The sequence below is a fragment of the Nonomuraea solani genome, from assembly GCF_900108335.1.
GTDB classification, from domain to species: Bacteria; Actinomycetota; Actinomycetes; order Streptosporangiales; family Streptosporangiaceae; genus Nonomuraea; species Nonomuraea solani.
On record NZ_FNVT01000015.1, the window covers coordinates 45,818 to 61,738 of the forward strand.

The window sequence follows — 15,921 nt, forward strand, 5'->3', positions numbered from 1 at the left end:
CATGGAACTCAGCGTGATGTTCTTCGGTGCGGACGACGCCAGCGCCGCCGGCCATGCCGCCAAATATGACGACATCATGGCCATCACCCGGGCCGCCGACCGGCTCGGTTTCACCGCCGTCTGGACCCCCGAACGGCACTTCCAGCAGGTCGGGCAGGTCTTCCCGAACCCGGCCCTGCTCAGCGCCGCCCTCGCCACCGCCACCGAGCGCATCCACGTGCGCGCGGGCAGCCTCGTGCTGCCCCTGCACCACCCGCTGCGCGTGGCCGAGGACTGGGCCGTCGTGGACAACCTGTCGCGCGGCCGGGTCGGCGTGTCGGTGGCGACCGGCTGGCACTCGAAGGACTTCGTGCTCGCCCCCGGCGCCTTCGAGGGCCGCAGGGAGCAGGCGTTCCGCGACCTGGGCCTGCTGCGGCGGTTGTGGGCGGGCGAGGCCGTGGAGTTCACCGACGGGGCGGGCGAGCGGGTGGCGGTGACCTCGCAGCCGCGCCCCTACTCCCCCGCGCTGCCGCTGTGGACCACCACCTCGGGCAGCCCGCAGACGTGGGAGGCGGCCGGCGGGCTGCGGACGAACATCCTGGGCGCCACCATCGGCCAGACCCGCGAGGAGCTGGCCGGCAAGATCGAGCGCTACCGGGAGGCGTACACCGCCGCCCCCGAGCAGCCGGGCGCCCCGCCCAGGGGCACGGTCACGCTCATGGCCCACACCTACACGGGCACCTCCGACGAGCAGGCCAGGGAGCTGGCGGGCGGGCCGCTCAAGGCGTACCTGCGGTCGTACGTGGCGCAGACGGCGGCCAACAAGGGCGCCGACGGCCGGGCCGCCGCGCTGAGCGAGGCGCAGCTCGGGACGCTCACCGACTTCGCCTTCCAGCGCTACCTGAACTGGGGCAGCCTGATCGGCTCGCCGGAGACGTGCCGCAAGAACCTGGCGGACCTGGCCGACCTGGGCTGCGACGAGGTGGCCTGCTTCGTGGACTTCGGGCTCGGCGTGGACGAGGTCCTGGCCGGTCTCGAACGCCTCGCCGACCTGCGGGAGGGCATGTGAGCGAGCGAACGGTGAAGCCCGGGAGCAGCGCCGGCCGGTTCGCCGCGCTGAGCGGGGAGCGCCGGGTGGAGCTGCTGCGCCGCCTGGTCGAGGCGGGCCGCCTGGAGGCGATCCCCGACATCGTGCCCCCGCGTGATCCGTCCCTTCCGGTGCCGCTCAGCCCGGCGCAGGAGGACCTGTGGGTGTACGAGTCGCTCTATCCGGACACGGCCGCCCTCAACCTGTGCTGCTCGTACCACTTCGACACCCCCGTCGACCCCGCCGACCTCGAAGCCGCGCTGACGATCGTGCAGAGTCACCACGACAGCCTGCGCATGCGGATCACGGGTGAGGTGGGCGACCTGCGGGTGGAGTTCGCGCCCGCCGAGCCGGTCAAGCTGGAGCGGCTCGACCTGCGCGGCACGGGCGTGAGCGTGCATGAGGCGCTGCACGCCTTCAGCCGCCGCACGTTCGACCTGGACGGCGGGCCCCTGATGCGGGGCCGGTTCATCACCGTGGACGACAAGCGCGCCACGCTGGTGCTGGGGCTGCATCACATCGCGACCGACTGGTGGTCCTTCGACGTGCTGCACCGCGAGCTGACCGAGGCCTACCGCGCCGTGCGCGACCGTACCGAGTCGCACCTGCGCCGTCCCGAGATCCAGTACGCCGACTTCGCCGGCCGGCAGCGGGAGCTGGCGGCGGCCGGGGTGTTCGACGCCCAGCTCGACTGGTGGCGCGGCTATCTGGCCGACCCGCCCAGGCCGCTGACCGTCGGCCCGGCCGCGCCCGGCGGGGAGTTCGGCGTCCGGCAGATCGCCTTCCGCATCGACGCGCGCACCGAGGCCGCCGTGCGCGCGCTGGCCAGGGAGCGCGGCGCCACCGTGTACGGCGTGCTGATGACGGCGTTCGCGGTGTTCGCCCACCGCCTGACCGGCGAGCCCGACCTGATCACCGGCACCCCCGTGGCCAACCGGTCCGCCAAGGGCCTGGACCGCGTCATCGGGTACGTCATGAACTCCCTCCCCATCCGCTGGCGCGTGGACGCCGGAACGACGTTCGCCGGCCTGCTGGCCCGGTTCACCACCGAGTTCCCCCAGGTCCTGGCCAACGCCGACGTCCCCGTGGGCCGGATCGTCCAGGCGCTGGACCCGGAGCGGGTGGCGGGGCGCTCGCCGCTGTTCCAGTGGGTGTTCATGCACCTGCCGCGCCAGGAGAGCGTGGCCCGGCTGAAGGAGATCGCCGACCCGGAGCGGGTGCACACCGGCGGCGAGCACGACCTGATCGGGATCGTGCGCGACGGTGACGACGGGTTCGAGGCGAGCCTGGAGATCCGCACGGACATGTACGCGCCCGAGGTCGTCCGGGCCTGGGCGGACACCTTCGCGGCGCTGCTCGCGTCACTGGTGGCGGCGCCGGACGCGCCGGTATCGCTCGCCTCGATGGTGTCGCCGGAGGAGGCCCGTCGGGCGCTGGCGGAGCTCGACGGCACCGCGTTCGTGCCGCCGCCCGTGAGCCTGCCCGACCTGGTGGCGCGGCAGGCCGAGCGCACGCCCGACGCGGTGGCGGTGGAGTCGGAGAGCGAGCGGCTGACGTACCGGGAGCTGGTGGAGCGGGCCGACGGGCTGGCCGGGGCGCTGGCCGAGCGCGGGGTCGGGCCCGAGCGGGTGGTGGCGCTGGCGCTGGGCCGGTCGGTGGCCACGGTGGTGGCGATCCTGGCGGTGCAGCGGGCGGGCGGGGCCTATCTGCCGCTGGATCCGGATCATCCGGTGGAGCGGCTGGCGTACCAGATCGCGGACGCGGGGGCGGTGCTGCTGGTCGCGGAGGACGGGGTGCTGCCGGGGCTGGCGGTGGAGCGGGTCTCGCCCAAAATTTCGCGCTTTGACGCGAAATTTGAGCCTATCGAGCTGCGGAACGCCGCCTACGTGATCTACACCTCCGGCTCGACCGGCCGCCCCAAGGGCGTCGTGGCCGGCCACGGCGGGATCGCGAGCCTCGCGCACTCCCTGGTGAACCACTTCGGCCTCGACGGCGAGAGCCGGGTGCTGCAGCTCGGCGCGCCGACGTTCGACATCTCGATGGCCGAGCTGTGCATGGCGTTCGGCTCCGGCGGCACGCTCGTCGTCCCGCCTGACGGGCCGCTGGTGGGCGCGGAGCTGGGGCGGGTGCTTCAGGCGCGGCGGGTGACGTTCGCGCTGGTCCCGCCGTCGGTGCTGGCCACCGTGCCTGCCGGCGACTACCCGGATTTGCGCGGGTTGTCGGCCGGTGCCGACGTGTGCCCGCCCGAGCTGGTGGCGGCGTGGCCGGATACGTCCTTCTGGAACGCGTACGGCCCCACCGAGACCACGGTCGCCGCCAGCGTCAGCGATCCCCTCACCCCGGGCGGCGGGCTTCCGCCCATCGGCCGGCCCCTCACCGGCACCCGCCTGTACATCCTGGACGCCCTGCTGCGCCCAGTGCCCGTCGGCGTGCCCGGCGAGCTGTACATCGGCGGCGCCGGGGTGGCGCGCGGCTACCTCGGCCGGCCCGGGCTCACGGCCGAGCGCTTCGTCGCCGACCCGTACGGCGTGCCCGGCGAACGCATGTACCGCACCGGCGACCTCGCCCACCGGCGCGCCGACGGCCAGGTCCAGTTCCTGGGCCGGGTCGACGACCAGGTCAAGGTGCGCGGCTTCCGGATCGAACCGGCCGAGATCGAGGCGGTGCTGACGGGTCACGCCCACGTGGCCCAGGCGGCGGTGGCGCTGCGCGACGGCCGTCTCGTCGCCTACCTCGTCCCCCGGCCGGGCTGTGACACGGGTGCCGTCCTGGCGCACGCCGTGGCGGCGCTGCCCGTGCACATGGTGCCGAGCGAGTTCGTGGAGCTGGCCGCGCTGCCGCTGACGCCGCAGGGCAAGCTGGACCGGGCCGCCCTGCCCGCGCCGGACCGCACGTCGAGGGCGGTGCGCGAGCCGGTCACCGAACGCGAGTCGGTCCTGTGCGGGCTGTTCTCCGAGTTGCTCGGCCTGGCCGAGGCGGGCGCGGACGAGGACTTCTTCCGGCTGGGCGGCGACAGCGTGACGGCGATCCAGCTCGTCAGCCGGGCCAGGGCGCGGGGCCTGGAGCTCACGCCCCGCGATGTGTTCACCGCCAGGACCCCGGCCGCGCTCGCGGTGCTGGCCCGGGCTCCCAGGCAGGTCGTCACGGACGAGCCCGCAGGGCGGTTCCCGATCACGCCGATCATGCACTGGTGGCGCGAGCACGGCGGCCCGCTGGAGACCTTCACCCAGTCGCTGGTGCTGCCGGTGCCCGAAGGGGCGGACGAGGACCGGATCAGGGCCGCCCTGCGCACGCTCACGACCCGGCACGCGGCCCTCCGCATGCGCCTGCTCCGCCACTCCGGCACCGACTGGGAGCTGGAGATACCGCCCCCGGAGGAGGCGCCGCTCCCCCGCCTGGAAACGGCCGCGACCCCGGGCGACGGCCCGGATCCGGCCGTGATCCGGCTTGACCCCGAGCGGGGGGAGATGCTGGCCGCATCCTGGGTCGCGCCCGGCCGGCTGCTGGTCACGGCGCATCATTTCGCCGTGGACGGCGTCTCCTGGCGGATCCTCGGCCCCGAGCTGAGCGCCCTGCTCGACGGCGAGGAGCCGGCCCCCGTCCAGGGCACCTCGTTCGCCCGCTGGTCCCGCCTCCTGACCGCCGAAGCGGCCGACCCCGAGCGGGTGGCGGCCGAGCTGCCCCTGTGGGAGCGGATGGCGGCCGAGGGCGAGCCCCTGACCACGACGTCAGGCCGTCGTGGACCGCGTACCACCCTCACCAGGACGCTCCCGCCCGAGCTCACCGACCAGGTCCTCACCCACCTCCCGGCCGCCTTCCGCTGCGGCCCGAACGAGGTGCTGCTGACCGCCCTGGCCATCGCCGTCACCCGCTGGCGGGGCGGCACGGGCCTGCTGGCCGACGTCGAGGGGCACGGCCGCGAGCCGTTCACGGGCGACACCGACGTCTCCGGCACGGTCGGCTGGTTCACCACCCAGTACCCCGTCGCCCTCGACGCCACCGGCACCCCCGCCGAGGCGCTCAAGCGGATCAAGGAACGCCTCCGCTCGATCCCGGACTCCGGGCTCGGCCACGGCCTGCTCCGCCACCTCAACCCGGGCACGGCGGCCAGACTCGCCGCCCTGCCCGCCGCCGACCTGCGCTTCAACTACCTGGGCAGGTTCGAGGGCGAGCTGACGGGCATGCCGGACGCCCCGATGGCGTACGCGGTGGAGCTGGACGCCATCGCCCAGACCGGCCCGGACGGCACCCGGCTGGTGGCGAGCTGGTCCTACGCCGCCGAGGCGATCACCGGCGACCAGGCCGAGAAGCTGGCCGGGCTGTGGGACGAGGCGCTGGCCGAGCTCGCCGGGCAGAGCGGCGAGGGCGGCGCGACCAGCTCGGACTTCCCGCTGGTCGAGCTGACGCAGAGCCAGATCGACGCGCTGGAGGCGGACCTGGACGGCGACTGGTGAGCGGCCGGCTGGCCGACGTGCTGCCGCTCTCCCCCGCCCAGGAGGGCCTGCTCTTCCACGCCCTGTACGGCGGCGACGACGCCTACGTCGTCCAGGCCAGGTTCGCCATCGACGGCCAGGCGGACCCGGCCCGGCTGCGGGCGGCGCTGGAGTCCCTGCTCGACCGCCATCCGAACCTGCGCGCCTGCTTCCGCCACAAGGGCCTGGACCGCCCGGTCCAACTGGTGCCGCACCGCGTGCGCCTGCCGTGGACCGAGGTGGACCCGCCGTCGGAGGCGGAGCTGGAGCGCATGCTGGAGGCCGACCGGCTGCGGCCGTTCGACGTCACCAGGCCGCCGCTGGTCCGCGCCACGCTGGTCGGCCGGCGCGAGCTGGTGCTGACCATGCACCACCTGCTGGTGGACGGCTGGTCGATGCCCATCCTGGCCGGGGAGCTGGCCACGCTGTACGCGGGGGACGGCGTGTTACCGCCCGCGCCCGCGTACAAGGACTATCTGACCTGGCTGCACGCCCAGGACGGCGAGCGGGCGCTGGCGGAATGGCGCGCGGCGCTGGCGGACCTGCCGGGGCCGACGCTGGTGCGGCCCGGCGCGGTCGCGGCGAGCCTGCGGCAGGAGGTCGTCGAGCTGGAGCTGACGCGGGAGCGGAGCGAGGCCGTGCGGCGGCGCGCCCGCGAGGCCGGGGTGACGCTCAACACGCTGGTGCAGGCCGCGTGGGGGCAGGTGCTCGGGCGGATGACCGGGCGCGACGACGTGGTGTTCGGCGCGGTGGTGTCCGGCCGCCCGCCGGAGGTGCCGGGCGTGGAGTCGATGGCGGGGCTGTTCATCAACGCCCTCCCCGTCCGGGTCCGCACCGGCGAGCCCTTGTCGCGCCTGCAGGACGAGCAGTCGCGGCTCACGCCGTACCACCACGTACGCCTGGCGGACGTGCAGCGCGGCACCGGCGAGCTGTTCGACACCCTGCTGGCCTTCGAGAACTACCCCCGCGACGGCCTGTCCTCGCCCGGCATCCGGCTGACCGACGTCCACGACGCCACCCACTACCCGCTCACGGTCACGGTGGTGGCGGGCGAGCGGCTCTGGCTGCGCCTCGGCCACCGCGCCGACCTGTTCACCCGCGCCGAGGCGGAGGCCGTGGCGGAACGCCTGGTCACGGCCTTGGAGAGCGACGAGCTGCCCCCGGCGGAGTCGCACCGCCTGCTGGTGACCTGGAACGACACCGCCCGGCCTGAGACGGCCGGGTCGGTGCCGGAGCGGTTCGCGGCGCAGGCGGCCCGCACGCCGGACGCCGTCGCCGTCGAGCACGGCGGCCACGCGCTCACCTACGCCGAGCTGGACGCCCGCTCGGACCGGGTGGCCGCCCGGCTCGCCATCGAGCCGGAGACGCCGGTCGCGGTGCTCATGGAGCGCTCGCCCGACCTGGTCGTGGCCCTGCTGGCGGTGCTGAAGGCGGGCGGCTGCTACGTGCCGCTCGATCCGGGCCAGCCGCCGGCCCGGCTGGAGTGGCTGCTGGCGGACAGCGGCGCGCGGGTCGTCCTGACGTCGCTCGACGAGAGCGGCGGCCCGGCGTTCGAGGGGCCGCCGCTGCGCCGGGACGCGGCCGCGTACGTCATGTACACCTCGGGCTCCACGGGCACCCCCAAGGGCGTCGTCGTCACCCACGCGAACATCCTGGAGCTGGCCGCCGACCGCCGCTTCGCCGGCCACCGGCGGGTGCTGCTGCACAGCCCGCACACCTTCGACGCGGCCACGTACGAGCTGTGGGTGCCCCTGCTGAACGGCGGCACCGTCGTCGTCGCCCCGCCGGGCCCCCTCCGGCCGGACACCATCGCCGGCGCCCGGCTCAGCGCGGTGTGGCTGACGGCCGAGCTGTTCCGCGCCCTGACCGACCTCGCGCCGGACGCCCTGGCCACCGTGCCGGAGGTCTGGGCCGGGGGCGACGTCCTGGCACCCGACACGGTACGGCGCGCGGCCCGGCACGGCGTCCAGGTCGTCAACGGGTACGGCCCCACGGAGACCACGACGTTCGCCACCAGCCACCGCGTAGGCCCCGAGCCGGGCACCGGCTCCGTCCCCATCGGCCGCCCGCTGGACAACACCCGCGTCTACGTCCTGGACCCCCGCCTGCGCCCCGCGCCGGCGGGCACCGTCGGGGAGCTGTACGTCGCCGGGACCGGGCTGGCGCGGGGCTACCTCGGCCGGCCCGGGCCGACGGCGGAGCGGTTCGTGGCGGACCCGTTCGGCGGGCCGGGCGAGCGCATGTACCGGACCGGTGACCTGGCGCGGTGGACGTTCGACGGTGAGCTGGAGTTCGCCGGCCGGGCGGACGGCCAGGTCAAGATCCGCGGCTACCGCATCGAGCCCGGCGAGGTCGAGGCGGCCCTGGAGAGCTGCCCCGACGTGCGGCGGGCCGTCGTCATCACCGCCTCGCTCGGCGGCGCCGTGCGGCTGGTCGCCTACGTCGTGACGGACGCGATCGAGCGGGTGCGGGAGCAGGCCGCCGCCCGCCTGCCCCAGCACCTGCTCCCCGCTCGGTACATCCCGTTGGACCGGCTTCCGCTCACCGCGCACGGCAAGGTGGACCGCGCCGCGCTCCCGGCCCCCGAAGCGCCGTCCGTGACGGTCACGGAGCCGGCGACGCCGCGCGAGAAGGAGCTGTGCGGCCTGTTCGCCCAGGTGCTCGGCGGCGAGGCGGGCGCGGACACGGACTTCTTCGACGCGGGCGGCGACTCGCTGCTGGCCATGCGCCTGACGGCCGCGATCGAGGCCGAGATCGGCATCCGTACCTCGATCGCCGCCCTGTTCGAGGCGCCGACACCGGCCAAGCTCGCGGTGCGGCTCGACCGGACGGCTCCCGAGCTGGACCTGTCGCCGCTGCTGACCCTCCGCGCGGAGGGGGACCGGGCGCCGCTGTTCTGCGTGCATCCGGGGCGCGGCATCGGCTGGTCGTACACCGCGCTGCTCCCCCATCTCACCCCCGGCCGGCCCGTGTACGCGCTGCAGTCGCCGGTGCTCCAGGCCGGGGTGCACACGCTGCCGGGCGGTATGCGGGAGCTGGCGGAGGAGTATCTGGCGCGGGTGCGCGCCGTCCGTCCCGACGGGCCGTACCTGCTGCTGGGTCACTCGTTCGGCGGGCTGCTGGCGTACGAGATGGCCGCGCGGCTGCGCGAGGACGGGCAGGAGGTGGGGCTGGTGGCCTCGCTCGACGCCGTGCCCTGGCCGCCGGGGTTCGAGGCGGAGCCGGCCGGCCTGGAGCAGGAGGCGCTGACCATCCTGCTGCGCACGCGCACGCTGCACCCGTACGCACAGCCGGGGCCGCTGGAGCGGGCACGGGTGTTCGCGGCGGTGCGCGACAGCGAGGGCCCGCTGTCGGGGATGGACGACGCGGGGCTGTCCGCCGTGGCCGACACGGTGGCCGGGCATCTGCGGCTGGCCGTCACCTACCGGCCGCCCCCGTACGACGGGACGGTGCTGCTCTTCTCGGCCACCGCCCAGCCCGGCGGCCTCGGCTCGGCGGTCAAGACCGAGCGGTGGAGCCCGGCGCGGGTCCGGGTCCACGAACTCGACTGCGGGCACAGCGATCTGCTCAGGCCGGGATCGGCCGCCGAGATCGCCGGAGTCCTCGAACCGATTCTGCGGGAGTGGTGACGATGCCGGTTGAGTACGAGTTCCCCGTGTCGGCGGCGCAGGCCAGGATGCTGGTGCTGGACCGGCTCCACCCGGGGACCGCCCAGTACAACGTGCCCGTGGCCTTCGCCGTACGCGGGCCCTTCGACACGGCGGCCTTCGGCGCGAGCCTGGACGCGGTGATCGCCCGGCACGAGTCGCTGCGCACGGTGTTCCGCCCGCACGACGGCCAGTATCTGCAGGTCGTGGCGGAGGAGGCGAAGGCGGCGTTCCACGTCGAGCGGGACGTCCCCGCCGATCAGGTGGCGGCGGCGCTGCGGGCGGAGGCCGCGCGGCCGTTCGACGTCGAGGCGGGGCCGCTGCTGCGCTGCGTCGTGTACGCCCTCGACGACGGCACCCACCACGTCCTGCTGACCGTGCACCACCTGGTGTGCGACGGCTGGTCCCTGCGGCTCCTCCTCCAGGAGCTGAGTGCCGCCTACCGGGGGGCGGCCCTGGAGCACCACGACGGCCTCCAGTACCCCGACTACACCGCCTGGCAGCGCGACCGCCTGGCCGCGAACGCCCTCGACGCCTCCGTCGCGTTCTGGGCCGACTCGCTCAAGGACGCGCCCAGGACGCTCGCCCTGCCCACCGACCACCCCCACCCCGCCGTGCAGTCCACGGCCGGCGGCGTCGAGCGCCTCGACCTCCGCCCGGACACCCGCGCCCGCCTGGCCAAGGTCGCCGCCGAGCGGAACGCGACCCCGTTCACGGCGATGTTCGCGGCGTTCGCCGCCTTCCTGAGCCGCATATCCGGCCGGCGGGACCTGGTCGTGGGCGTGCCGGTGTCGGGGCGCGACCATCCGGACGTCCAGGGCCTTGTCGGCCTGCTCGCCAACACCCTCGCCCTGCGCGCCGACCTGGCGGGCGATCCGTCGTTCCTCGACCTCATGGCCGGCGTACGCGACCGCCTGCACGCCGCCCACCCCCACCAGGAGGCCCCGTTCGAGGCCGTCGTCGAGGCCCTGGCCCCCGGCAGGGAGCTCAGCCACGACCCCCTCGTGCAGGTCATGCTCGCCTTCGACGACGACACCCGGCTCGTGCTCGACCTGCCGGGCGCCACCACGGAACGCCTCGAACTGCTGCTCGACGACGCCAAGTTCGACCTGCTGCTGAGCGTCCAGCGCGACGGCGACGACCTGGCCGCCCACTTCGTCTACCGGTCGGACCTGTTCGAGCCCGGCACGATCCAGCACTGGGCCCGCGCCTTCGCGACGCTGCTGGACGGCCTGCTCGACCGGCCCGACCTGCCCGTCAGCGCCATCGACCTGCTCTCGCCGGGCGACCGCCGGCTGATCCTGCGCGACTGGAACCGCACCGCCGTCCCGGCGCCGGAGGCCCTGGTGCCCGACCTGGTCCCCGACCTGGTGGCCGGCCGCGCCGCCGAACGGCCCGGCGCCACGGCCATCGTTCACGGGACGACCACGCTGACCTACCGTGAGCTTCTGGAGAGCGCCGACCGGCTGGCCGCCAGGCTGCGCGCGGCCGGGGTGGGGCCCGAGGTGCCCGTGGGGCTCTGCCTGCCGAGGGGCGCCGGCATGGTGGTGGGCGCGCTGGCCGTGCTGCGGGCGGGCGGCGCGTACGTCCCGCTTGACCCGGCCCATCCGGAGGCCCGGCTGAAGTTCATGATCGCCGACGCCGGGGTGCGCCTGCTGATCACCGACGGGGCCAGAGACCTCGGGGTGCCCGTCGCCAGCCTCGAAGGGCCGATCCCGTCCATCGGCCCGGTGCTCACCGAGGCGCCCGCCCTGGCGAACACCGCCTACATCCTCTACACCTCCGGCTCCACGGGCACGCCGAAGGGCGTCGCCGTCGAGCACCGCGCCCTGCTGAACCTGGCCACCGCCGTCCGCCCTCAGTTCCCCGTGACCGGCGAGGACCGGGTGCTGCAGTACGTGTCGTTCGGGTTCGACGTGGCCGTGTCCGACCTGTTCTTCACCCTCACCGCCGGGGCGGAGCTGCACGTGGCGGGCGAGGACGAACGGCTCGGCGACGCCCTGTACGCCCGCCTGCTCGACTCCCGGATCACCTACGTCTTCCTGCCGCCGTCGGCCGCGATGTCGCTGCCGTGCCCGCCGGACGCGCTGCCCGAGCTGCGCACGCTGGCCATCGGCGGCGAGGCGTGCCCGCCCGAGCTGGTGGAGCGCTGGGCCACGCCGTCGCGGCGGGTGGTCGACGCGTACGGGCCGAGCGAGACCACGGTCTACGCCACCACGGCCGACCTCGCGCCCGGCCGGCCGGTGGTGATCGGCCGCCCGGTGGCCAACAGCCGCGCGTACGTGCTGGACGAGCGGCTGCGTCCCGTGCCGGTGGGCGTGGTGGGCGAGGTCTACGTGGCGGGGTCCGGCATGGCGCGCGGTTACGCCAACCGGCCGGGGCTGACGGCCGAGCGCTTCGTCGCCGACCCGTACGGGCCGCCGGGCGAGCGCATGTACCGGACCGGCGACCTCGGCCGCTACGGCGCCGACGGCGCCCTCTCCTACCTCGGCCGGGTGGACACGCAGGTCAAGCTGCGCGGCTTCCGCGTCGAGCTGGGCGAGATCGAGACCGTGCTGGCCGCCCACCCGGGCATCTCCATGGCGGCGGCGGCCCTGCGCGCGGACCGGCTGGCGGTGTACGCCGTGCCGGTCGGCGAACCCCCGTCCACGGCGGACGTGCGGGCCTGGCTGGGCGCGCGGCTGCCCGGCTACATGGTGCCCGAGATCGTGATCTTCCTTGACGAGTTGCCCCTCGGCACGTCGGGCAAGCTCGACAGGGCCCGGCTGCCCGAACCGCCTCAGACCCGTCCCGATCTCGACCGGCCCTACGTCGCCCCGGACACCGCCACCGAGCGGCGCCTGGCGGCGGTGTGGGCGCGGGCGCTGGGGGTGTCCGAGGTGGGGCGGCACGACAACTTCTTCGACCTGGGCGGCAACTCGATCCGGCTGCTCGCCGTCCTGGCGGGGCTGCGGGAAGACGGCCAGGGTGGCGGCGTCGAGCTCGTCGACCTGTTCCGGCATCCGACGGTGGCGGCGCTCGCCGCCCACCTGGACGGCTCCGGCCAGGACGATCACGGCGAATCCCGCCGACGGGGGCAGGCCAGACGCGAACGGCTGGCCGCCCGCAGGAACGTACAGAGAGGCAGGGGGCAATGACCGACGTACCGGCGGTGGCCATCGTGGGGATGAGCGGCCGCTTTCCCGGCGCCCGCGATCTGGGCGAATTCTGGCGGAACCTGCGCGAGGGCGTCTGCTCGATCGCCGACTTCACCGAGGAGGAGCTGCTCGCGGACGGGGTGGACGCCGCCGAGCTGCGCGGCCCCGGCTACGTGGCGGCCAAGGGGTTCCTGGCGGGGGCGGACCGGTTCGAGCACGAGCTGTTCGGCTTCAACGCCACGGAGGCGGCGGCGCTGGATCCGCAGCATCGGCTGCTGCTGGAGACGGCGTGGTCGGCGCTGGAGGACGCCGGGTACGACCCGCGCCGCGCGCCCGGCAGGACCGGCGTGTACGTGGGCGGCGGGCCGACCGAGCACTCCGTCGCGGCACAGGTCGACCGGGGGCTGCGGTCGCGGCTCGGGCCCATGCATGTGCGGGTGTTCACCGATCGCGAGTTCCTGGCGGGCTGGCTGTCGTACCGGCTGGACCTGACCGGGCCGAGCCTGACCGTGCAGACCGGCTGCTCGACCTCTTTGACCACGGTGCACGTGGCGGTGCAGGCGCTGCTGGCCGGGGAGTGCGACCTGGCGCTGGCGGGCGGGGCGTCGATCGACTCGCCGTACAAGCGGGGTTACGTGTACGAGCCCGGCGGCATCCACTCCCCCGACGGCCGCTGCCGGCCCTTCGACGAGAAGGCGGCCGGCATGGTCGGCGGCGACGGCGTCGGGCTGGTGGTGCTCAGGCGGCTGGAGGACGCCGTCGAGGACGGCGACCCGATCTACGCGGTCGTGCGCGGCACGGCGGCGACCAACGACGGCATGGCCAGGGTGGGGTTCACCGCGCCCGGCGTGGACGGCCAGACGGCGGCGATCGTGGAGGCGTGGGCGGCGGCCGGGCTGGAGCCGTCCGAGGCCCAGTTCCTGGAGGCGCACGGCACGGGGACGGACCTCGGCGACCGGATCGAGGTGTCGGCCGCGGCGGCGGCGTTCGCCGGGGCCGGGCGGTGCGGGATCGGCTCGGTGAAGTCGAACGTCGGCCACCTGAACGCGGCGGCGGGCATCGCCGGCCTGATCAAGGCCACCCTGATGCTGCACCACCGCACGATGGTGCCCACGGTGAACGTCACCCGGCCCGGCCTGGACACCGCCCCGTTCCACCTCCTCACCGAGACCATGGACTGGCCCCGGCCGGCGACCGGCTCCCGGCTGGCTGGCGTGTCCTCTTTGGGCATCGGTGGCACCAACGTCCACGTCGTCCTGGAAGAGTCCCCCGAGCCTTCGCGCTCCTTGGAGACCACGTCCGAGACGCCGAGGGTGCTGCCGTTGTCGGCCCGGACCGAGAATCAGCTCGCGACCGCGGCCGAACGCCTGGCCGCCGCGCTGCGGGCCCCCGGCGCGCCCCCGCTGGCCGACGTCGCCCACACCCTCACCCACGGCCGCGCCGCCATGAACGTGCGCGCCTATGTGCTGGCCACCACCCATGAGGAGGCCGCCACCGCCTTGGAGACCCTCGCCTCCCGGCCTTCCGGAGGCTCGGCGCTGGGTGAGGCATGGGTGGCGGGGCAGGACGTCGTGTGGCCCGCGACCGCCGGACGGCGGGTACGCCTGCCCGGCCACCCCTTCGCGGGCCCCGCCCACGGCGCCCTCACCCTGACCACCGCCCCCCAGACGGTCGAAGAACCCGCCGGGGACGACGACCTCGCCACCGCGGTGACCGAGCTGTTCCTGACCACCCTGGCCCTGGAGAGCTCCGACGACCTCACCAAGACCTACTTCGCCGTCGGCGGCGACTCCCTCACCGCCGTGTTCCTGGTCAGCGAGCTACGCGACCGCTTCGGCAAGGACCTGCCCATCGAGCTGTTCCTCGGCGAGCTGACCCTGGAGCAGCTCATCGCCCGCGCCCTGGGCGACGAGGAGGACGACCTGCTCGGCGACCTCCTGGACGAGCTGGAGCGATGAGACCCCACCCGGACCCCGCCGCGATCGACGGCCTGGACCTCCTCGACCCGCGGCTGCACGCCGACCACGACCTCACCCCGGTGTGGCGGTGGTTGCGCGCCCACGACCCGGTACGCAGGCACGACCGTTTCTGGAGCGTCACCCGGCACGCGGACGTCCTGCGCGTCATACGCGACCCCGCCACCTTCACCTCGCTCCAGGGCAACATGCTCCGTACCCTCCTGCGCGGCCACGACCCGGGGGCGGGCAAGATGATCGTGGTCACCGACGGCCCGAAGCACGCCGGGCTGCGCCGCCTCCTGACGCCCGGCTTCGGCCCCCGTACGCTCGGGCCGGTCACTCACTCGATCACCGAGGCGACCCGCGACCTGCTCGGCGCCCTGGTCGAGCGTGGCGGCGGCGACTTCGTGGCGGAGGTGGCCGCCCAGGTGCCCCTGCGCGCGATCTGCGAGCTGCTCGGCGTCCCGGAGCGGGACCGGCAGCGCGTACTGGAGCTGACCGGCGAGGCCATGCTGGGCGAGGTCGAGCAGGGGCACACGTCGATGGACGCCAGGATCGCCCAGAGCGAGATCCTTCTCTACTACACGCACCTGGCGGCCCAGCGCAGGGCCGCGCCGGGCGAGGACGTCATCAGCCTGCTCGTCTCCGCCGGCCTCACCGAGGAGGAGGTGCTGCTCAACTGCTACAACCTCATCATCGGCGGCGACGAGACCGCCCGTCTGGCGATGGCCGGCGGGCTGCTGGCGCTGGCCACGTACGAGGAGCAGTGGGCCCGCCTGCGCGCGGACCCCGGCCTCGTGCCGGCCGCCGTCGAGGAGATCCTGCGCTGGACCACCCCGGCGGCCCACGTCGGCCGGGCCGCGACGCGCGACACGGAGCTGGCGGGGCGGCAGATCGCGGCCGGTGACGTGGTGGCGCTGTGGACCGTGTCGGCCAACCGCGACGAGTCCGTCTTCGACGGCCCCGACCGGTTCGACGTCGGGAGGGCGCCGAACCGGCACCTGACGTTCGGCTACGGCCCCCACTTCTGCCTGGGCGCCCAGCTCGCCCGCGCCGAGCTCACGGCCCTGCTGACCGAGCTACGGGAGACCGTGACGGCCGTCGAGGTGACGGGCCCGGTCACCTGGCTGCCGTCGAACTTCGTCAACGGCCTCGCCACGCTCCCCGTGAAGCTGGCGTAGCCTGCGGACATGCCCGTCCATCTGAACCACACGATCGTGCCGGCCAGGGACAGAGACCAGACGGCCGCCTTCCTCGTGGACCTGCTGGGGCTGGAGCCCGCGCCGGTGTACGGCCCGTTCCGGGTCGTCACGCTCGGCAACGACGTCTCGCTCGACGTCGTCCAGGCCGGCGACGAGGTGCCGTCCCAGCATTACGCGTTCCTGGTGGGTGACGCGGAGTTCGACCAGATCTGGGGGCGCATCAAGGAGCGCGGCCTGCCGTACTGGGCCGACCCGTTCCACCAGCGACCCGGCGAGATCAACACCAACGACGGCGGCCGCGGCCTCTACTGGGACGACCCCAACGGCCACAACCTGGAGATCATCACCGTCCCCTACGGCGGCTAGCCCCTCGGCCCACGGTGGGTGCCCGGCCACTCCGTCCTGCGACGGCACCCCGGCACGCCGTCCCACGAGAGCG

7 protein-coding genes are annotated in these 15,921 nt (G+C 74.7%); all 7 read left to right on the forward strand.

The window, feature by feature from the left end; genetic code table 11:
• Window position 1: 1 nt before the first annotated feature.
• Genes C4V41_RS40075 through C4V41_RS40105 form a run of 7 tightly spaced genes read left to right on the forward strand, consistent with a single transcriptional unit; the run spans window position 2 to window position 15,848 of the window.
• Window positions 2-1,048, forward strand: coding sequence for a MupA/Atu3671 family FMN-dependent luciferase-like monooxygenase (locus tag C4V41_RS40075; RefSeq protein ID WP_103961242.1), 1,047 nt, complete (start codon window positions 2-4; stop codon window positions 1,046-1,048).
• Window positions 1,045-5,520, forward strand: a complete 4,476-nt coding sequence (locus tag C4V41_RS40080; protein ID WP_103961243.1) for a non-ribosomal peptide synthetase — start codon at window positions 1,045-1,047, stop codon at window positions 5,518-5,520. Before C4V41_RS40075 ends, C4V41_RS40080 begins: the two co-directional genes overlap by 4 nt.
• A complete protein-coding gene (locus C4V41_RS40085) occupies window positions 5,517-9,167 on the forward strand; it encodes a non-ribosomal peptide synthetase (RefSeq protein ID WP_160150550.1) in 3,651 nt (1,216 codons plus the stop codon). The genes C4V41_RS40080 and C4V41_RS40085 overlap by 4 nt, the downstream gene beginning before the upstream one ends.
• 2 nt (window positions 9,168-9,169) lie before the next feature.
• Window positions 9,170-12,322: a non-ribosomal peptide synthetase gene (locus C4V41_RS40090; RefSeq protein ID WP_103961245.1), complete on the forward strand. Its 3,153-nt coding sequence runs from the start codon at window positions 9,170-9,172 to the stop codon at window positions 12,320-12,322.
• A complete protein-coding gene (locus tag C4V41_RS40095; protein WP_103961246.1) occupies window positions 12,319-14,280 on the forward strand; it encodes a type I polyketide synthase in 1,962 nt (653 codons plus the stop codon). Before C4V41_RS40090 ends, C4V41_RS40095 begins: the two co-directional genes overlap by 4 nt.
• Complete coding sequence (locus C4V41_RS40100; RefSeq protein ID WP_103961247.1) at window positions 14,277-15,461, forward strand: cytochrome P450; 1,185 nt, start codon at window positions 14,277-14,279, stop codon at window positions 15,459-15,461. The genes C4V41_RS40095 and C4V41_RS40100 overlap by 4 nt, the downstream gene beginning before the upstream one ends.
• Before the next feature lie 9 nt (window positions 15,462-15,470).
• Window positions 15,471-15,848, forward strand: a complete 378-nt coding sequence (locus C4V41_RS40105; RefSeq protein WP_103961248.1) for a VOC family protein — start codon at window positions 15,471-15,473, stop codon at window positions 15,846-15,848.
• Window positions 15,849-15,921 lie beyond the last annotated feature (73 nt).